Origin of the sequence: Streptomyces sp. SM11, assembly GCF_002910905.1 — a bacterium.
Taxonomy (GTDB): Bacteria; Actinomycetota; Actinomycetes; order Streptomycetales; family Streptomycetaceae; genus Streptomyces.
This window is the reverse complement of sequence record NZ_NEUE01000116.1, coordinates 1-18,876: the sequence shown is the minus strand read 5'-3', so window position 1 is coordinate 18,876 and position 18,876 is coordinate 1. Positions and strand designations below refer to the sequence as shown.

Annotated in this window: 15 protein-coding genes and 1 pseudogene; 7 read left to right on the top strand and 9 right to left on the bottom strand. The window is 72.2% G+C overall.

Annotation, left to right across the window (positions count from 1 at the left end):
- Positions 1-153 precede the first annotated feature (153 nt).
- Genes B9S58_RS08320 through B9S58_RS08305 form a run of 4 tightly spaced genes read left to right on the top strand, consistent with a single transcriptional unit; the run spans position 154 to position 3,778 of the window.
- Positions 154-1,266 carry an aliphatic sulfonate ABC transporter substrate-binding protein gene (locus B9S58_RS08320; protein ID WP_103531470.1) on the top strand — a complete coding sequence of 371 codons (1,113 nt, stop codon included), beginning with the start codon at positions 154-156 and terminating at the stop codon, positions 1,264-1,266.
- A 46-nt stretch (positions 1,267-1,312) separates the two neighbouring features.
- Positions 1,313-2,104, top strand: a complete 792-nt coding sequence (locus tag B9S58_RS08315; protein WP_103531469.1) for an ABC transporter ATP-binding protein — start codon at positions 1,313-1,315, stop codon at positions 2,102-2,104.
- Positions 2,091-3,017: an ABC transporter permease gene (locus B9S58_RS08310; protein WP_103531468.1), complete on the top strand. Its 927-nt coding sequence runs from the start codon at positions 2,091-2,093 to the stop codon at positions 3,015-3,017. The genes B9S58_RS08315 and B9S58_RS08310 overlap by 14 nt, the downstream gene beginning before the upstream one ends.
- A gap of 8 nt (positions 3,018-3,025) precedes the next feature.
- Entirely contained in the window at positions 3,026-3,778 is a 753-nt protein-coding gene (locus tag B9S58_RS08305) for a sirohydrochlorin chelatase (protein WP_103531467.1), read from the top strand.
- Positions 3,779-3,908: 130 nt separating this feature from the next.
- Here the strand turns inward: B9S58_RS08305 and B9S58_RS08300 are convergent, their stop codons facing one another.
- The 7 genes and pseudogenes from B9S58_RS08300 to B9S58_RS08270 form a co-directional block, all read right to left on the bottom strand.
- Positions 3,909-4,526 (bottom strand): DsbA family protein, encoded by a 618-nt coding sequence (locus B9S58_RS08300; RefSeq protein WP_103531466.1) that lies wholly within the window; start codon positions 4,524-4,526, stop codon positions 3,909-3,911.
- 215 nt (positions 4,527-4,741) lie between these two features.
- On the bottom strand, positions 4,742-5,137 hold the full coding sequence (locus B9S58_RS08295; RefSeq protein WP_103531465.1) for a DUF4440 domain-containing protein: 396 nt from the start codon (positions 5,135-5,137) through the stop codon (positions 4,742-4,744).
- Positions 5,130-5,678 carry a DUF1697 domain-containing protein gene (locus B9S58_RS08290; RefSeq protein WP_103531464.1) on the bottom strand — a complete coding sequence of 183 codons (549 nt, stop codon included), beginning with the start codon at positions 5,676-5,678 and terminating at the stop codon, positions 5,130-5,132. The genes B9S58_RS08295 and B9S58_RS08290 overlap by 8 nt, the downstream gene beginning before the upstream one ends.
- 416 nt (positions 5,679-6,094) lie before the next feature.
- Positions 6,095-7,331 (bottom strand): annotated as a pseudogene (gene mgt / locus B9S58_RS08285) (macrolide-inactivating glycosyltransferase).
- Between the two features lie 18 nt (positions 7,332-7,349).
- Complete coding sequence (locus B9S58_RS08280; protein WP_103531462.1) at positions 7,350-8,645, bottom strand: ABC transporter substrate-binding protein; 1,296 nt, start codon at positions 8,643-8,645, stop codon at positions 7,350-7,352.
- Entirely contained in the window at positions 8,645-9,544 is a 900-nt protein-coding gene (locus B9S58_RS08275) for a carbohydrate ABC transporter permease (RefSeq protein WP_258044229.1), read from the bottom strand. The genes B9S58_RS08280 and B9S58_RS08275 overlap by 1 nt, the downstream gene beginning before the upstream one ends.
- On the bottom strand, positions 9,541-10,581 hold the full coding sequence (locus B9S58_RS08270; protein WP_103531461.1) for a carbohydrate ABC transporter permease: 1,041 nt from the start codon (positions 10,579-10,581) through the stop codon (positions 9,541-9,543). Before B9S58_RS08270 ends, B9S58_RS08275 begins: the two co-directional genes overlap by 4 nt.
- A 142-nt stretch (positions 10,582-10,723) precedes the next feature.
- On the opposite strand from B9S58_RS08270, the gene B9S58_RS08265 reads away from it, so the two are divergent.
- Positions 10,724-11,590, top strand: coding sequence for a phosphotransferase enzyme family protein (locus tag B9S58_RS08265; protein ID WP_103531460.1), 867 nt, complete (start codon positions 10,724-10,726; stop codon positions 11,588-11,590).
- A gap of 56 nt (positions 11,591-11,646) precedes the next feature.
- On the opposite strand, the gene B9S58_RS08260 is transcribed toward B9S58_RS08265, so the two are convergent.
- Together B9S58_RS08260 and B9S58_RS08255 are read right to left on the bottom strand one after the other, a co-directional pair.
- On the bottom strand, positions 11,647-12,357 hold the full coding sequence (locus tag B9S58_RS08260; RefSeq protein ID WP_103531459.1) for a 3'-5' exonuclease: 711 nt from the start codon (positions 12,355-12,357) through the stop codon (positions 11,647-11,649).
- A gap of 151 nt (positions 12,358-12,508) precedes the next feature.
- Entirely contained in the window at positions 12,509-13,744 is a 1,236-nt protein-coding gene (locus B9S58_RS08255) for an SAV2148 family HEPN domain-containing protein (RefSeq protein WP_103531458.1), read from the bottom strand.
- A 383-nt stretch (positions 13,745-14,127) separates the two neighbouring features.
- Here B9S58_RS08255 and glgX point away from each other — a divergent pair, with 383 nt between their 5' ends.
- Both glgX and treY read left to right on the top strand, forming a co-directional pair.
- Positions 14,128-16,257 carry a glycogen debranching protein GlgX gene (glgX, locus tag B9S58_RS08250; RefSeq protein WP_103531457.1) on the top strand — a complete coding sequence of 710 codons (2,130 nt, stop codon included), beginning with the start codon at positions 14,128-14,130 and terminating at the stop codon, positions 16,255-16,257.
- A 79-nt stretch (positions 16,258-16,336) separates the two neighbouring features.
- The gene (treY, locus tag B9S58_RS08245; protein ID WP_103531456.1) at positions 16,337-18,718 is read left to right on the top strand and encodes a malto-oligosyltrehalose synthase; all 2,382 of its coding nucleotides are present in this window, start codon (positions 16,337-16,339) and stop codon (positions 18,716-18,718) included.
- Positions 18,719-18,876 lie beyond the last annotated feature (158 nt).

Here is an 18,876-nt window from a genome sequence, read left to right as displayed (position 1 = left end):
GCGGCCAGGGCGGGGTCGGGCGATGTGCGTGATGACGTACGCGCACCGCTCGCGCGCCCTTCCGCACCGCCGAAGACCTGCCGACCTCCCGGCCACGCCCCCCTGACCAGCCAGCGGGACGTGAGCACCGGGCCGACGAGAGGAAAACCTCCCGTGCCTGTCCCCCGTTCCACCGTCCGCCGCGTCCTGGGAGCCGTGGCCGCCCTGCCGCTGCTCGCCCTGGCGGCCACCGCGTGCGGCTACGGCTCCCAGGCCGAGGACGGCGTCGGCGGGACGAAGGTCTCCGCCACGGGGAAGAAGCTCTCCGCCGACACCGTGAGGATCGGCTACCTCCCGAACCTCACGCACGCCACCGCCCTGGTCGGTATCAGGGAAGGCGCCTTCCAGAAGGAACTGGGCGGCACCCGGGTCGAGTCCACGACCTTCAACGCGGGCCCCGCCGAGATCGAGGCGCTGAACGCCGGGTCCATCGACATCGGCTTCATCGGCCCCTCCCCCTCCATCAACGGGTACGCCAAGTCCCGGGGCCAGGGCCTGCGGATCATCTCCGGTTCGGCCTCCGGCGGGGTGAAGCTGGTCGTCGACCCGGACCGGATCAAGACCCTGGACGACCTCAGGGGCAAGAAGATCGCCACCCCGCAGCTCGGCAACACCCAGGACGTGGCCTTTCTCAACTGGATCTCCGAGAAGGGCTGGAAGGTCGACTCACAGAGCGGCAAGGGCGACGTCTCCGTGGTCCGCTCGGACAACAAGGTGACACCGGGCGCCTACAGGTCCGGTGACCTGGACGGTGCTTGGGCAGCCGAACCCACCGCCTCCCAGCTTGTCTCCGAGGGTGCGAAGGTCCTCCTCGACGAGACCGACCTGTGGCCGGACAAGAAGTTCGTGATCACGAACATCATCGTGTCGCAGAAGTTCCTCAAGGAGCACCCGGACGTGGTCGAGGCGGTGCTGAAGGGTTCGGTCGCCACCAACCGGTGGATCAACGCCAACCCCGAGGAGGCCAAGGCCTCCGCGAACAAGGCGCTGGAGTACCTGAGCGGCAAACCGCTGCCCGAGGAGATCCTCGACCCGGCATGGGAGTCCATCGAGATCACCGACGACCCACTGGCCGACACGCTCAGGGCGCAGGCCGGGCACTCGGTGAAGTCCGGTCTGCTCAAGGAACCGAACCTGCGGGGCATCTACGACCTGGGCCCGCTGAACAAGATCCTCCGGGCCGAGGGCCGGCCCGAGGTCGCCGACGCCGGTCTCGGCGTCGAGTAGCCCACCCACCCGTACCAGGACCCAGGATTCCCAGGAGGTGACGACCATGGCGACCCTTACGCTCACCAAGGCCGAGGACCGTACGACGGTCGAGCACGCGGCCCGTCTCGCGCATGTCTCGAAGTCCTTCGCCGGACCCACGGGGCAGCAGCTCGTGCTGGACGACATCACGCTCGACGTCGCTCCGGGTGAGTTCGTCACCCTCCTGGGAGCCTCCGGGTGCGGAAAGTCGACGCTGCTGAGTCTGGTGGCCGGACTGGACCGCCCGTCCGCGGGATCCATCGAGACCCCCGGCGGGCGGCCGGCCCTGATGTTCCAGGAGCACGCCCTCTTCCCGTGGCTGACCGCGGGCAAGAACATCGAACTGGCCCTGCGGCTGCGCGGGGTGCCGAAGTCGGAGCGCCGCACCGAGGCGGAGCGGCTGCTCGAACTCGTCCGGCTCGGCGGGGCGTACGGCAAGCGGGTACACGAGCTGTCCGGCGGTATGCGGCAGCGCGTCGCGATGGCCCGAGCGCTCGCCCAGGACAGCCGACTGCTCCTCATGGACGAGCCGTTCGCGGCGCTCGACGCCATCACCCGCGATGTGCTGCACGACGAGCTGACCCGGATCTGGCGGGAGACGAACGCCTCGGTCCTCTTCGTCACACACAACGTGCGCGAGGCCGTACGGCTCGCGCAGCGCGTCGTGCTGCTGTCGTCCCGGCCGGGACGGATCGCCCGGCAGTGGACGGTCGACATCGAGCAGCCTCGCCGTATCGAGGACACCGCCGTGGCGGAACTGTCCGTCGAGATCACCGAAGAACTGCGTGGGGAGATCCGCCGACATGGCCAGCACTGACATCACGTCGAGCCGGAAGCGGCCGAACGGGGCGGCCGGACCGGGTGACACGAAACCCGACGATCTGGCGGGCCTTGAGGCAGGCCTCGACGCCCTGGACGCCGTGCAGATCCGCCGCACCCCGGTGCGCGAGGTCCTGCTGAGCAAGGTGCTGCCGCCGGTCGTGGCCGTCGCACTGGTCCTGGTCATCTGGGAGCTGCTGGTCCGCGCCCAGGTCACGGAGGTCTACAAGCTGCCGCCGCCGTCCGCCGTATGGGACAGCGCCCGGGAGATGTGGCTCAAGGGCACGCTGCTGGAGGTCGTCTGGACCAGCGTCTCGCGCGGCCTGCTCGGCTTCCTGCTCGCGGTCGCCATCGGTACGCCGCTGGGGCTGCTGGTCGCCCGGGTGAAGCTGATCCGGGCCGCGATCGGCCCCATCCTGTCCGGGCTCCAGTCGCTGCCCTCGGTCGCGTGGGTGGCCCCGGCGGTGATCTGGCTCGGCCTGAACGACCAGATGATGTTCGCGGTGATCCTGCTGGGCGCGGTGCCCTCGATCGCCAACGGGCTGGTCTCCGGCGTCGACCAGGTGCCGCCGCTGTTCCTCCGGGCGGGCCGCACGCTGGGCGCGACCGGGCTGCGCGGGACCTGGCACGTCGTGCTCCCGGCGGCACTGCCCGGCTATCTGGCGGGCCTCAAGCAGGGCTGGGCGTTCTCCTGGCGCTCGCTGATGGCCGCCGAGATCATCGCCTCCTCGCCCGACCTGGGTCTGGGGCTCGGGCAGTTGCTGGAGAACGGCCGCAGCAACTTCGACATGCCCGGGATCTTCCTCTCGATCCTGCTCATCCTGTTCGTCGGCATCGCGATCGACCTGCTCATCTTCAGTCCGCTGGAGCGGTGGGTGCTGCGCAGCCGCGGTCTCCTCGTCAAGAACTGAGTCACGTCATGTCCCGTCCCGTTCTCCTCGTCATCGCCCACGGCAGCCGCGACCCGCGGCACGCCGCGACCGTGCACGCGCTCACCGAGCGGGTACGGGCCGAGCGGCCGGGGCTGCGTGTGGAGACCGCGTTCCTGGAGTTCAACGCGCCTTCCGTGCCCCGGGTGCTGGAGCGCCTGGCCGCACGGGGCGCGGACGAGGTCGTCGCCCTTCCCCTGCTGCTCACCAGGGCGTTCCACGCCAAGACCGACATCCCCTCGGTCCTGCGCGAGGCCCACGCCCGGCTGCCGCGGCTGCACATCCGGCAGGCCGACGTCCTCGGCCCGTCCCCGCTGCTGAACGCCACCGTGGGGCGGCGGCTGCGGGAGGCCGGGATCCGTCCCGGCGACCTCCCCCGGACCGGGCTCGTCCTGGCCTCGGCGGGATCCACAGACCCGGAGGCGATCGCAGTGATCGCTGAAATCGCGCGGGAGCTGCGGCACACCGGTTGGTGCGCCGTGCGGCCTGCGTTCGCCTCCGCACTGCTTCCCCGCACCGAGGACGCGGTGCGGGCCCTGCGCGCCGACGGCGTGGAGCGGGTGGCGGTGGCCCCGTACGTCATCGCGCCCGGCCGGCTCCCCGACCGCATCGCGGCGGGCGCCGAGGCTGCCGGGGCCGACATGCTGGCCGATGTGCTGGGCCCCGCCCCGGAGTTGGCGCGGCTGCTGCTGGACCGGTACGACGAGGCCCGGATGACGGTGGAGGCCTCGCTGTCGGCGTGAGGGCCGGAGCGCGCCCTCTGGCCGATCGGCCCGGCGACCGCGCAGCCGACCGCCCCGAGGGCCATCCCGTCCGCGCCCATCGACCAGCTGTGTCGCTCCACCGCCGCGTAGCGTGCGGACGCCGTACGGTTCAGTCGTAGGACAGGCCGCCGGACCGGGCGCGCTTGAGCTCGAAGAAGGCCGGGTGGTTGGCCAGCACCCGGAAGCTGTCGAAGAGTTCGGCCGCTTCCTCGCCGCGAGGGATCGCGTTCAGGACCGGCCCGAACCACACCGCGCCGTCGACGTGGATCGTCGGCGTACCCACGTACGCGCCCCGCTCCGGGTCCTTGCCCGCATCGTGGCTGCGGGCGACCTCTTCGTCGTACGCCGTCGAGTGCGCGGCCTCCGCCAGCTCGGCGGGCAGGCCCGTTTCGGCGAGGGAGGCGGCGATCACGGCGTCGTAGTCCTCCTCCTTGTGCTGGTGTAGGCGGGTGCCCAGGGCCGTGTAGAGGTCCCGCAGGATCCCGTCGCCGTGGGCGACGGCCGCTGCGACGGCGACCCGGACCGGGCCGATCGACTTGTCGACCAGTTCGCGGTACCAGGCGGGGAGTTCGTTGCCCTCGTTGTGCAGGTGGAGACTCATGGGCCGGAAGCGGAGGTCGAGGTCGCGGTGCTGCTCGACCTCCAGCATCCAGCGGGAGGCGATCCAGGCGAACGGGCAGGCGGGGTCGAAGTAGAAGTCGACGGTGGTGGCGTGGCGGGTGCTCATGGTTTCCACCCTAGGGAGCGATTGGCGCGGGCTCCTGGGCCAATCGGGCTCCGGTCCGGTGGGCCATTCGGCGGCGGCCCGACGGGTGCGCCGGCCCGATGCCGCCCTGGCCGTCGTGCGCGGGGACGACGTGGCGGCCCGTCAGCACGCGACCGCCGCCGCTTCTCCGCTCGGGCGGGAGCGGCGTCGCGTGACGCCGGCGTCCCGCCCGGGGCTCAGGCTTCGGCGGAGGGGCCGGCGACGAGGTCGCCGCTGAACGGCGTCGCCTGGTGGAAGTAGAGCCGCCAGCCCGCCGGGGTCAGCCGCCACAGGGAGCTGCGGTGCGAGTGGATCCCCTTGGACTCCGTGTCGAAGGTGAGGTGCACCAGGTCGGCGCAGAGCTGCGTCCCCCGCATCCGGGAGGCGGTGAGCGGGCCGGGGCGCGGGGCGTCGTCGGCGGTGAGCGAGGCGATGATCGTCTCCCGGTTCCAGAGCCGGCCGCTGGTGCCGATCTCCCGGAACTCGGGGTGCAGCAGCGAGGCGATAAGCTCGGCGGAGGCCCGTACGACCGGGTCCAGCAGACGGAGCTCCCCCTCGATGGCTGCGGCCACGGCGGGCGACGGCTCAGCCACGGGTCATCTCCACGAGCTTCGCCACGGTGTTCCAGTTGCGGCTGGTGGCGGTGAGGCCTTTGACATGGCGGGGGCGTCCCAGCGCGACGGCCAGCTTGGAGCGGCCGAGCCCGTCGGGGGCGTACAGGTACAGGCAGCGGTCGCCGAGCCGGAACTCCTCCGGCAGGAAGTCACCCGCCTCCAGGTCCGCGAAGCGGTCCGCGTCCACGGGCCGGTCGTAGTAGGTGACGTGGAGCTGCCTGCCCTCCAGGCCGGCGGCGGGGAAGGGGCAGGCCTCGGCGACGGCGGCGAGATAGCCGGCGTCGCGGACGAGGCAGTCGACGGAGAATCCGAACCGCTGGCGCAGGGCCTGCTCCAGGGTGGCGGCCAGCGCGTCCTCGTCGTCGCTGTCGCTGCGGAAGACGGCATTGCCGCTCTGCAGATAGGTGGCGATGCCGGTGTGTCCCAGTTCGGTGAGCACGGTGCGCAGTTCGGGCATCGGGACCCGTTTGCTGCCGCTCACGTTGATCCCCCGCAGCAGCGCCGCGTACGTCGTCGTCATGGCCACCCACCCTAGAGCCTCGTGTGTGGATCAGGTCGGACAAACGGCGCGGCCGCCGCGCCCCGTGGGGGAGAGCGCGGCGGCCGCTGTGCGCCGGGGCCGGGCGGCGGGGTACGTGACCACCGCCGCCCGGAGTCCGGTCCCGCCCGGCCGTCGCCCGTATCCCGCCGGAGGCCCCTGAGGCAGGTGTGACCATGAGTGAAGACCCGCGAGGACCCGTGAAGGTGTGCGCGCGAGGCGTGAACGGCCGGTCCCGGGTGTGAAGCCGCGAGGGCGTGTGTGCCGATGCGCCGACCGGGCCCGTCGCCGCATCGGCTTCACGGAGCCGGGACAACGAGGTCCCGCCTCACGGAACCGCCGGCCGCGGCAGGTGGGGCGGGACGGGGAACGTCCGGATATCGGTCAGGCGGATCCGCTCAGCGCCGCAGCTCCGCCTCGATGAGGTCGGCGGCCCGCGGGGTGCCGCCCTCCCGCGCCATCCGCTCACTCAGGCGCCGGCACCGGGCGGCCACTTCGGGGTCGTCCACGAGGGCGAGCACCGCCGCGCGCAGGCTCGCGGCGTCGGCCTCCTCCATCGGCAGGTGCCGGGCCACGCCCAGCGACTGGAGCATGTCCGCGTTGCCGAACTGGTCGACGGCCTGCGGGACGGCGACCATCGGGGTGCCGGTGGCGAGCCCCTCCTGGCTGCCGCCCGCGCCGGCATGGGTGATGAAGGCGTCGGCCTGCTTGAGGACGGCCAGTTGTGGCACCCAGGTGCGTACCTCCACGTTGCCGGGTACGTCACCGAGTTCGGCGGGGTCGACGTGCGCGCCGATCTGGAGCACCACATGCCAGCCGGGCAGGCCACGAGAGGCTTCGACGCACTCCCGGTAGAAGGCGGGCTGCTTGGTGAACGAGGAGCCCAGCGACACCAGCAACACCCTCTCCGCACCGGCCGGCCGGGTCCACTCCCCCTGGTCCGCACGGTCGCCCTGACAGGCCCCGACGAAGGTGTACATCGCCTGGTCCACCCGGTCCGCGTTCGGCTGGAGCGCCTCGGGGATCAGGACGAGGCCATGGCGCGGGCGGGCGACGAAGTCGTCGCTGGAGACATGGCCGAGGCCGTTCTCGGCGAGCCAGTTCGCGAAGCGCGCGTAGTACGCCTTGCCGCGCTCGGTCTGCTTCAGCTCGGCGGTCATCGGCTCCCCGACCTCCTCCTCGTACCCCTCCCAGGGGACCAGGTTGAGCCAGAGGGAGACGGCGGGTACGCCCCAGCGGTGGGCGAGGACCCGGGCGGGATAGGAGGTGATGTCGTGCAGGACGAGATCGGGCTCGTCGCCCACGAAGGCTTCGGCGAGCCGCGGGAGGGCCTGGATGGCGTCGTCGAGGAAGGGTTCGATGTTGTCGATCAGTTCGGTGCCCCAGGCTTCGGGGTCCTCGTCGGTCGGCAGGGTCGAGGTGTAGATCACGGGTTCGGCGCCGGTGGCGGCGACCTTCTCGGCGAACGAGGCCGGGATGGCGTAGCTGACACGGTGTCCACGGTCGACGAGTTCGCGGATGACGTCGAGACTCGGGTTCACATGTCCGTGGGCGGCGATGGAGAACATGGCGATGTGGGCACGCGGGGATTCCGTCATGCCGCCCACGGTAGGCGAGACGAGACGTCTCGTGCAATTTCTTTCCGGGCCGGGGTCAGCGTTGGTAGCGGGCCAGCACCCGGTTCCCGTCGTCCACCAGCCGCTTGTTCAGTTCGTCGGCGTCGATCGCGCCGCTGTAGTACTCCTGGAGCGCCGGGGTCGCCACCTTGTCCTTCCACTCGGGATACCCCCGCACCGACTGGGCCGGCGCCGGCCGCAGCCCCTGCGCGAGCGCGGTGCCGACGGCCCAGCCGTGCTCGGCCGTGTGCAGCGACGGGTCGGCCAGTGCCTCCGTTCCGGTGGGCAGCATCCAGTCGCCGCGCGCCAGGCGCACCATGTTCGGCGGGCGCAGCAGGAAGTCGATGAACGCGACCGCCTCCTTCTTGTGCGGGCTCTCCTCGGCGACCGACAGCGTCTGCGGGCTCACGCCCTGCACCGCGCCGCCCGCGCCCGCCGGCATCGGCAGGACCGTCCAGTCGAACCCTTCGGGCGCCTGCTGGATGACCTGCTGGCGGTACGAGAACCCGAGCGGGAGCATCGCGTACTTACCGCCGAAGAACCCGGGCAGCGCGTCCGACCCGCCCATCCCCAGCGCGCTGCGGGCCGCGCTGCCGTCGATGTTGACCTGGTCGTGGATGGTGCCGGTCACCACGCCGTCACCCTGCTCGAAGCGCAGGACCGCCTTGCCGTCGCCGTCCCGGTGGAAGAGCTGCCCGCCGCCGGACAGGCCCAGGTTGAGGGTGACGGAGACCGGCTCCTTGAGGGGCCAGGCGATCCCGTACCGCCCTTTGCCCGTCAGCGCCTCGGTGACCTGCCGGAACTCCTGCCAGCTCCAGGGGCGCTCCGGGGTCGGAACGCGGGCGCCCGAGGCCTTCAGCAGCTCCGTGTCGGCGATCAGGACCCGGGGCTCCTGGAGGAAGGGCACCCCGTGGACGCCCTCGCCGAACGTGGTGGTGCGCCAGGACTGTTCGGGGATGTCGGCCTTGAGCCGGTCGGGGAGGAAGGGGCGCAGGTCGGCGAGGTAGCCCCCGTACGCGAAATCGGCCAGGTCGTCGGAGGCGTCATGGATGACGTCGGGGGCCTCGCCGCCCTCGAACGAGGTGAGCAGCTGGTCGTGGACGCTGTCCCAGCTGCCCTGGACGTAGTCCACCCGGACGTCGGGGTGGGCCGCGTTCCACTCCTTCACCAGCTGCTTGTTGGCGTCGACGGACTCCTTCTGCCAGGCCAGCGACTGGAACCGGAGCCGGATCGTGCCGTCCGCGTCCCGCCCGTCGTCGTCGACGGAGCAGCCGGTGAGCAGGAGGGCCAGTACGGCGACGGCTGTCGCCGCCCGCCGGACGGTGGCGCGCATCAGTTCTTCACCGCCCCGGCCGTCATCCCGCCGGTGATCCGGCGCTGGATGAGGGCGAAGAGGACGAGGGAGGGCAGTGTGGCGAGGAAGGCGGCCGCGGCGAGGGGGCCGAGGTCGGCCACGCCCTCCGCGCCGAGGAAGTGGGTGAGGACGACCGGCAAGGTCTGCTTCTCCGGGGTCTTGAGCAGGACGAGCGCGAAGAAGAACTCGTTCCATGCGGTGATGAACGCGAACAGCGCGGTGGCGACGATCCCGGGGGCGAGCAGCGGCGCGACCACCGAGACGAGGGTCCGCACCCGGCCCGCCCCGTCGACGGCGGCGGCCTCCTCCAGCTCGGTCGGCACGGCCCGTACGTATCCGGCGAGCATCCACAGCGCGAAGGGCAGCGACCAGACGACGTAGACCAGGATCAGCCCCCACAGGGAGTTGATCAGGTGCAGGTTCTTCAGGATCAGGAAGAGCGGGATGATCACCAGGACGAACGGGAACGCCTGGCTGACCACGACCCAGCCGGTCGCCGCGGTGGCGAGTCGGCCCCGGCGGCGGGCCATCACATAGGCCATCGGGGTGGCGATCACGACGGCGATCACGGCCGCGCCGACGGCGGCGGTCAGGGAGTTGGCCGCGGCCTGGAGGAGCGGCTGCTCGTCGAAGGCCTGCCGGAAGTTGTCCAGGGTGGTCCGCTCGGGGATCCAGGTGGGGTGCAGCGAGCCCAGTTCGCGGGCGGGCTTGAAGGCGGTCGAGATCAGCCACACGAACGGGAACGCGAGGAAGGCCAGATACGCCAGGAGGGCCAGATACTGTGCGGCCCGCGCGGGCCTGCTGGTGCGCAGCCCCGTGGATTCGCGCCGCGCAGGCCCTCGCCGCGGCGTTCCTCGTCGCGTCGTTCCTCGCCTCATCGGTCCTCTCCTCCCCTGAGCCGGCCGACGAGGTAGAGGGCGAGGAGCACGGAGACCACCGCGACCATCACACAGCCCATCGCCGCGGCGTACCCGAACTGCCCGTAGCGGAAGGCCTCCTCGTAGGCGAAGAGCATCGGCAGCCGGGTCCGGCCACCGGGTCCGCCGCTGGTCAGGACGTAGACCAGGGCGAAGGAGTTGAAGTTCCAGATCAGGTTGAGCGCCGAGATCGCGAGCGCGATCGGCTTCAGGGCCGGCCAGGTGACCGTACGGAAACGGCGCCAGGCGCCCGCTCCGTCCAGGGCCGCCGCCTCGTGGAGTTCGCGCGGGGTGTTCTGGAGCCCGGCGAGCAGGGCCACGGTGGTCTGCGGCATGCCCGCCCAGACGCCGACGAGGATGACGGCGGGCAGCGCGGTGGCGAGGCCGGTCAGCCAGTCCCGGCCGTCGCCGAGTCCGAGGTCGCGGACGGTCTCGTTGAGGATGCCCGCGTCCGGGTTGTAGACCAGCCGCCACATGATGCCGACGACGACCTCGGGCATCGCCCAGGGAATGATCGCCAGCGCCCGGGCCAGCCAGCGCATCCGAAGGTTCTGGTTGAGCAGCAGGGCGAGGCCGAGCGCCAGGAGGAACTGCGGGACGGTGACGCCCACCGCCCAGAGCAGGCCGATCCGGAACGAGTCCCAGAACAGGGTGTCGTGCAGCAGGTCCTGGAAATTGAGGGTGCCGATCCACTGGGTGGAGCGGGTCCGGCCAGACTGCGCGTCGGTGAAGGCGAGAGCGATGCCGTAGAGGAGCGGGCCGACACTGAGGATGAGGATCGGGACGAGCGCGGGCAGCACCAGGAACCAGGCGGCCCGGTCCCCGAACACCTTGCGTTCCGGAGGGCCCGGGCTCCCCGGACGCCAGGAGCTCCCCGGACGCCCGCCCCGCCCGTCACGCCCACCCCGCCCGCTCCGTCCGTCCTGCCCGTCCCGCCCGTTGCGCCCGCCGTCCGGGCCGTCCGGGCCGGACCGGCTCTTCGCGGTCACCGATGTCACGAAGAAGACCCCTCTGTCCCGTATCTCACTGATGCACCTGAGGCGGACTTCGTCCCGTTCCGGCTGTCCGGGAGGCCTCCGTCATCGTGCTGACGGGTCATCGGTTCGTCAAGGTGGCCTGCGGGGAGGCAAAATCGCGTCCATGGACGAGATGCGAGCGCGCGAAGTGCTGACGGCCGCCGGGTTCCCCGGTACGGCGGAGCTGCTCGCGCTGGGTGAGAACGCGGTCTTCGCCGCCGACGATCTGGTGATCAAGGTCGGCCGGGACGCCACCGGCCACCCCGAGCTCCGCGAGCGGGCCGAGCGGGAAGTGGCCCTCGCCGACTGGCTCGCCGCGTCCGGCGTCCCGGCCGTCCGCGCGGCCGAGCGTGGGCCCCGCCTGGTCGGGGGCCACCCCGTGACGCTGTGGCACCGGCTTCCCGACCCCGTACGCCCCGCCGAGCCGCGCGACCTCGCGCCGCTGCTCTCCCTGGTGCACACGCTGCCCGCCCCGGCGGACTTCACCCTGCCGCGCCGCGAACTGCTGGGCGGCGTCGAGCGGTGGCTGAGCCTGGCGGGAGACGCGATCGACCCGGCCGACGCCGACTACCTCCGCGAGCGCCGCGACGGCTTCGCGGCCGCGGCCGCCGCACTCGTCCCGCATCTGCCGCCGGGCCCGATCCACGGCGACGCCCTCCCGCGCAACGTCCATGTGGGACCCGACGGTCCGGTCCTGGTCGACCTGGAGACGTTCTCCGCCGGCCTGCGGGAACACGACCTGGTCGTCCTGGCCCTCTCCCGCGACCGCTACGGCCTCGCCCCCGCGGCCTACGACGCCTTCACCTCCGCGTACGGCTGGGACGTCCGGGAGTGGGAGGGGTGCGCGGTGCTGCGCGGCGCCCGCGAGACGGCCAGCTGCGCCTGGGTCTCCCAGCACGCCCCGGCCAACCCGAAGGCGCTCGCGGAATTCCGCCGCCGGGTGGCGTCACTGCGCGACGGGGATCCGGCGGTGCGGTGGTACCCCTTCTGAGGTACCTGCCGTCGAAGAGCAGCGGGAAGTCACCCGCCTCGGGAATCCGCCGCGGCTCAGCGGCTGCGCGGAATCACCGGCCAGGACGCCTCGACCACCGCCGCCGGGTCCGAGCGGCGCAGATAGGCCTGGAGCGAGGCCGACTGCTCGGCGGCCGCCCGGATCTGAAGGGCGTGCAGCTCCGCCGGCGGCAGGGTGCCGACGGGCCGGTGCCGCTCTCCCATCCGGCGCACCACGCGCACGGCGGCCACCGCGTCGGCACTCGCGTCGTGGGCTCCGTCGAGCGTGACCCCGTAGTGGTCGCACAGCGCCTGGAGGGCCCGCTTGCCCTTGCGGTACTTGTCGACGTGCTTGTCGATCACCAGGGGGTCGATGACGGGCGAGGGCGCCCCGCCGACCCGATCCTCGACCGACGGCAGCCCGTACCTGCGGCATTCACGGTCCAGCAGCGAGAGGTCGTAGCGCGCGTTCATCACCACCAGCGGGACGCCCGAGCGCAGCACATCGGCGACCGCGTGGGCGATCTCCTCGACCGCGGAGGCCGCCCGCGCCCCGTGTTCGCGGGCGTGGTCGGTGCCGATGCCGTGGATCGCGGAGGCCTGCTCGGGTATGGCCACCCCGGGGTCGAGCAGCCAGGTCCGCTGCTCGGCGACCGTCCCGTCCGGGTCCAGCCGGACGAGTGCGGCGGTGACGATCCGGTCGTTCTCGACGTCGGTCCCCGTCGTCTCCAGGTCGAAGCCGACCAGTGTGCCCTGATGCCAGCTCATCCCGATACCTCCTGTTTCGCGCTCCCCCGTGGAGCTCCCCCGAGTGATGACCACCTTCGCACGGGCCACTGACAGAGCCCCGGGGAGGTCCGCGGCGCACGGCCCGCCAGGAGACCGGGCGAGGCCCGCCCAGAGGCCGGGCGGGAGTCTGTCAGGAGACCGGCCGGGAGTCCGTCCAGACCGATTCGAACTCCTCGCGGTAGGTCTCGAAGAGACCGTGCTCACTGTCCTGCCCCGCCCGCACCACCGTGCGCCGGCCGCCGCCGCGCAGCACCAGCACGGGCGCCTCCATGCCCCGCGCCCGGCGCAGATAGGGCTGGACGACGCCCACGGCGTCCTGTCCGTCGCCGTCCACCAGGTAGGCGGTGAAGCGCGGCGTCTCGTCGAAGACCTGGATCTCGAACGCGCCCGGGTCGCGGAGCTTGGAGCGCACCCGGCGCATGTGCAGGATGTTCATCTCCACCGAACGGCTCAGCTCGCCCTTCTTGAGGCCGAGTTCCCGCTCCCGGCGGCGCACCGCGCTGCTGGCCGGGTTGATGAACAGCAGCCGCACCCGGCAGCCCGACTCGGCGAGCCGGACGAGCCGACGGCCGGAGAAGTTCTGGACGAGCAGGTTGAGGCCTATACCGATGGCGTCGAGCCGCCGCGCCCCGCCGAACAGGTCCTCGGCGGGCAGCTGGCGCTGGAGCCGGACCCGGTCGGAGTGGACGGACACCACGTCCGCGTACCGGTCGCCGACCAGCTCCTCCACCGCGTCCACCGGCAGCCGGTCGGCGGAGGGCGCGCCGGCGCCGCTGCCGAGGATGTCCAGCAGGCGGGCCGAGGCGCGCTCGGCCTGGGCGAGGACCGCCTCGTTCAGCGCGCGGTTGCGGGAGACGACGTTCCGCGCGACCTCCAGCTCGTCGAGGGCCAGCTCGACATCGCGCCGGTCGTCGAAGTACGGCTCGAAGCACGGCCAGTGCTGGACCATCAGCTCGCGCAGCTGCGGCAGCGTCAGAAAGCTGAGGACGTTGTCGTCGGCCGGGTCCAGCAGATAGCCCTTGCGGCGCGAGACCTCGCGTACGGCGACGGCACGCTGCACCCACTCCTGCCCGGCGGGTCCGGCCGCGGCCACCACCCACTCCTCGCCGTGCACCGGCTCGTAGATCGGCCGGAGCACCGCGGCGACGACGGCCCGGAGGCGCTGTTCGACCAGATTCAGCCAGATATAGGCTCGCCCGGCCCGCTGGGCCCGGGTGCGCACCTCGCCCCAGGCCTCCGATCCCCAGTCCAGCTCGGCGCCTATCTCCAATGGCTGCGCGAGGGACACCGCCCCGGGCGGGGCATCGGTCGATTCCCCCTCGTGACCTGCGTCACCTGGGGGCAGCTCGAACCCTCCCGAGCTCACCCGCGCACCGCCTTCCACTCCCCCACCCAACGATCAAGGAAGGGTACTCCGGGAGCGTGATCCGACGCAGCCCGATGCGCAGGCGACTTTCTCAACTCCCCTGCAAGTGCGGCTTGTTCCTTGCGGCGAGATCGGGTGGAGTGAGCGGATTCATAGTGATTGGGGCCCCTGCCCCGGGCAGGGAACCGGCCCCCGCCGGGTGACGCGGTCCGGATGTGCATCCGGGGCGGCACCGGAGTGTCCGAAGTTGACCGGTGGCGGCCGGGGCCGGGCGACGGGACCCGGCCGCACCGCGCGACGTCCTAGGTGAGCGCCCCGTCTTCGGGGAGTATCGGGCCGAGGAAAGCCACCGCACCCAGATCAGAAGTGGAAGAGTCTTCATCATGCAGGTCTGGCCGGGACACGCTTATCCCCTCGGCGCCACGTACGAGGGCGCCGGCACCAACTTCGCGGTCTTCTCCGAGGCCGCCCACCGGATCGAGTTGTGCCTGCTGCACGACGACGGTTCGGAGACGGCGGTGGAGCTCCGCGAGACCGACGCCTTCGTGCGCCACGCCTATCTGCCCGGGGTGATGCCGGGTCAGCGGTACGGCTTCCGGGTGCACGGACCCTACGAGCCCCAGCGCGGGTCGCGGTGCAACTCCGCGAAGCTGCTGCTGGATCCGTACGCCCGTGCGGTCGCCGGGAAGATCGACTGGGGCGAGGCGGTGTACGGCTACCCCTTCGGGAGGCCGGACGCCCGCAACGACCTCGACTCGGCCCCGCACACCATGAGCTCGGTGGTGGTCAACCCGTACTTCGACTGGGGCGACGACCGCCGTCCCCGGACGGACTACCACCGGACCGTCATCTACGAGGCCCACGTAAAGGGCCTGACCATGCTCCATCCGGGGCTGCCGCCCGAGCTGCGCGGTACGTACGCGGGCCTCGCGCACCCGGAGGTGATCGCCCATCTGACCGAGCTCGGCGTCACCGCGATCGAACTGATGCCCGTCCACCAGTTCGTGCAGGACCACCGCCTGTCGGACATGGGGCTCACCAACTACTGGGGCTACAACACCATCGGCTTCTTCGCCCCGCACAACACCTACGCCTCCTGGGGCGACCGCGGGGAGCAGGTGCTGGAGTTCAAGCAGGCGGTGAAAGCGCTGCACCAGGCGGGCATCGAGGTCATCCTCGACGTGGTCTACAACCACACCGCCGAGGGCAACCACCTCGGGCCGACGCTCTCCTTCCGCGGCCTCGACAACGCTTCCTACTACCGCCTGACCGATGATCAGCGGTACTACATGGACACCACGGGCACCGGGAACTCGCTGCTCATGCGGTCCCCGCACGTCCTCCAGATGATCATGGACTCGTTGCGGTACTGGGTGACCGAGATGCATGTGGACGGCTTCCGCTTCGACCTCGCGGCGACGCTCGCCCGCCAGTTCCACGAGGTGGACCGGCTCTCCTCGTTCTTCGACCTGGTGCAGCAGGACCCGGTGGTCAGCCAGGTGAAGCTGATCGCCGAGCCGTGGGACGTCGGCGAGGGCGGCTACCAGGTGGGCAACTTCCCGCCGCTGTGGACGGAGTGGAACGGCAAGTACCGCGACACGGTCCGCGATCTGTGGCGGGGCGAGCCGCGCACCCTGGCGGAGTTCGCCGGGCGGCTCACGGGATCGTCCGACCTCTACCAGGACGACGGGCGCCGCCCGCTCGCCTCGATCAACTTCACCACCTGCCACGACGGCTTCACCCTGCACGACCTCGTCTCGTACAACGACAAGCGCAACGACGCCAACGGGGAGGACAACCGGGACGGCGAGAGCCACAACCGGTCCTGGAACTGCGGCGCGGAGGGCGAGACCGAGAACCCGGAGGTCCTGGAGCTGCGGGCCCGCCAGATGCGGAACTTCATCGCCACGCTGATGCTCTCCCAGGGCGTGCCGATGCTGAGCCACGGCGACGAGTTCGCCCGTACGCAGCAGGGCAACAACAACGCCTACTGCCAGGACAACGAGCTGGCCTGGGTGCACTGGCCCGATCCGGACGAGGCGGCGGACGCCCCGGCCTCGACGCTGCTGGAGTTCACCCGGGCCATGGTGTGGCTGCGCCGCGACCACCCGGTCTTCCGGCGCCGCCGCTTCTTCCACGGGCGGCCGGTGGAGGGGACCCACGACGAGCTCTCCGACATCGCCTGGTTCACACCCGAGGGCGAGGAGATGACCCAGCAGGACTGGCAGGCGGCGCACGCCAAGGCGATGACCGTGTTCCTCAACGGCCACGCGATCTCGGAGCCGGGGCCGCGCGGGGAGCGGATCTCCGACGATTCGTTCCTGCTGATGTTCAACGCGAGCGCCGAGACCCTTCGGTTCGCCGTCCCGGTCGGCCACGGGGAGCAGTGGCAGGTCGTCGTCGACACCGCACGGCCGGACGGGGTGGCGCCGGGGACGGCACCGAAGGTGGCCGAGGGCGAACGGGTCACGCTGATCGGGCGCAGCCTGACGGTGCTGAAGCGGCCCGCCTGAGGCTCGGTGGGCCGGAAGCGGGAGTGAGTGTGCCGCCCGGGGTGACACGGACCGCCCCGGACGGGGTACGTAGAAGTCCATGACGCCCTCCGCCACGTACCGGCTTCAGCTCCAGCCCGACTTCCCGTTCGCCGCCGCCGAGAAGGCCGTTCCGTACCTCGCCGGGCTCGGCGTCTCGCACCTCCATCTGTCGCCCGTCCTGGAGGCGGTCCCGGGCTCCCCGCACGGTTACGACGTGGTCGACCACAGCCGGGTCCGGGCGGAGCTGGGCGGTGAGGAGGGGCTGCGGTCGCTCGCCTCGGCCGCCCGGGAGCAGGGGCTCGGCCTGGTCCTGGACATCGTGCCCAACCACATGGCGGCCTCGCCCCGGCACAACCGGCCGCTGTGGGAGGTGCTGCGCGAGGGCCCGGCGTCCCCGTACGCCCGCTGGTTCGACATCGACTGGGCCGCGGGCGGCGGGCGGATCCTGCTGCCGGTGCTCGCCGGGCCGCTCGGCCGGGAGCTGGCTTCCCTCTCCGTGGACGTGGACGGGGAGCTGCTGCGCCACGGCGACCTGCGGTTCCCGCTCCGCGCCGGCTCGGCGAATCTCCCGCTGCCGGAGCTGCTGGACGCCCAGCACTACCGGCTCGGCTGGTGGCGCCTGGCCCGCACCGAGCTGAACTACCGGCGGTTCTTCACCGTCTCGGAGCTGATCGGCGTACGCGTCGAGCACCCGGAGGTCTTCGACGCCACGCATGCCAAGGTCCTCGAACTGCTCGACGACGGAGTGCTGGACGGGCTGCGCATCGACCATCCGGACGGCCTCGCCGCCCCCGCCGCCTATCTGGAGCGGCTGGACGAGGCCACCGGCGGCCGCTGGACGGTGGTGGAGAAGATCCTCACCGGCGACGAGCGCCTCCCGGCGGACTGGGCGGTCGCTGGCACCACCGGCTACGACGCGCTGCACCGGATCGACGGCCTGTTCACCGACCCGTCCGGCGCGTCGGAGCTGCTCGGCCGCTACCGGGAGTTCGCGGGCCCGCCCTGCGACCGGGGCGGCGACTGGACGGCGACGGTGCGCCAAGCCGCGTACCGGGTGGTGACCCATGAGCTGGCCGCCGAGACGGCCTGGCTGACCCGGCTGGCGGCCGGGATCTGCGGCCGGGACCCGGCGCTGCGCGACCACGCGCCCTGGGCGCTGCGGACGGCGGCCCGGGAGCTGCTGGTACGGGTCCCGGTCTACCGCCCGTATGTCACGGCGGGCGAGCCACCGACACGGATCGCGCGGGAGACACTGCCCGACGAGGCGGTACGGGAGGCGAAGGCGGTGTTCTCCGTTCCGGAGGAGGCGGCCGCCGTCGACGTCGTACGGGACCTGGCGCTCGGGCGGCTCGGCGGCGGGGAGGAACAGGCCGCGTTCTGCGCCCGGTTCGCGCAGACGGCGTCTGCACTGCACGCCAAGTCGGTGGAGGACACGGCGTTCTACCGGTACGTCCCGCTGATCTCGGCCACCGAGGTGGGCGGGGACCCGGAGCGTCCCGCCGTGTCGCCGGAGGAGTTCCACGCCTTCGCCGCCCGGATCGCCCGCGACCGGCCCGCCACCGGCACGGTCCTGACCACGCACGACACCAAGCGCAGCGCGGACGTCCGGGCCCGGATCGCGGTGCTGTCCCAGTGCCCGGAGCGGTGGGCGGCGCTGGTGGCGGAGCTGACCGCGGCGACCGCCGTCGGGGCCCCGGACCCGCAACTGGCCTGGGCGGCCTGGCAGTCGGCGTACGGCTGCGCGGAGCTTCCGGCCGATGAGCTGTCCGCGCGGCTGGAGCCGGCGCTGCTGAAGTCGGTGCGCGAGGCGGGCCTGTTCACCAGCTGGACGGAGCCGGATCCGGCGTACGAGCGGGCGGTGTCGGACTTCGTCGCCGCCGGCCCGGGCAGCGGATCGGGCGTGGCCCGGGCCCTGCTCGCCGAGTTCGCGGACGCGCTCGCCCCGCATGTGCGCGCCCAGGTACTGGGGGCGGCGCTGGTACATCTGACGATGCCCGGGGTGCCGGACCTCTACCAGGGCACGGAGAGCGAGTACCCGGCCCTGGTCGACCCGGACAACCGGCGGCCGTTCCGGCGGCCCGAGGTGCCGGACGAGAAGTGGGCGCTGACGTCGGCCGCGCTGGGGCTGCGACGCGAACTGCCGGACGTGTTCGGGGCGTCGGGGACGTACACGCCGCTGTCGGCCGGGGGCCCGGCCGCCTCGCATCTGCTGTCCTTCTGCCGGTCGGGCGAGGTGGTCACGGCGGTGACCCGGCTGTCACTGCGGCTGACCGATGGCGGCGGCTGGCGGGACACGGCGCTGGAGCTGCCGGCCGACGGCCGCTGGCAGGACCTGCTGTCGGCCGCTCCCGGCCGAAGGTTCGCGGGGGGCCCGGTGGCGGCGGCGGAGCTGTTCGCCGAGCGGCCGGTGGCGCTGCTGCGGCGCGTGCGGGGGGACTGAGGGCCGGGGGGCCCGCGCCGGTTGTGCCCGTGACCACGGCCGGACCGGCGCGGCCCCGGCCCTCAGGACGGGCGTACGAGCAGGGTTCGCGGGCCGCGGGTGAGCAGGCCGCCCGCCACCGCGCGCGGTCCCCGGTGCGGTACATGCGGCTTCCCGGT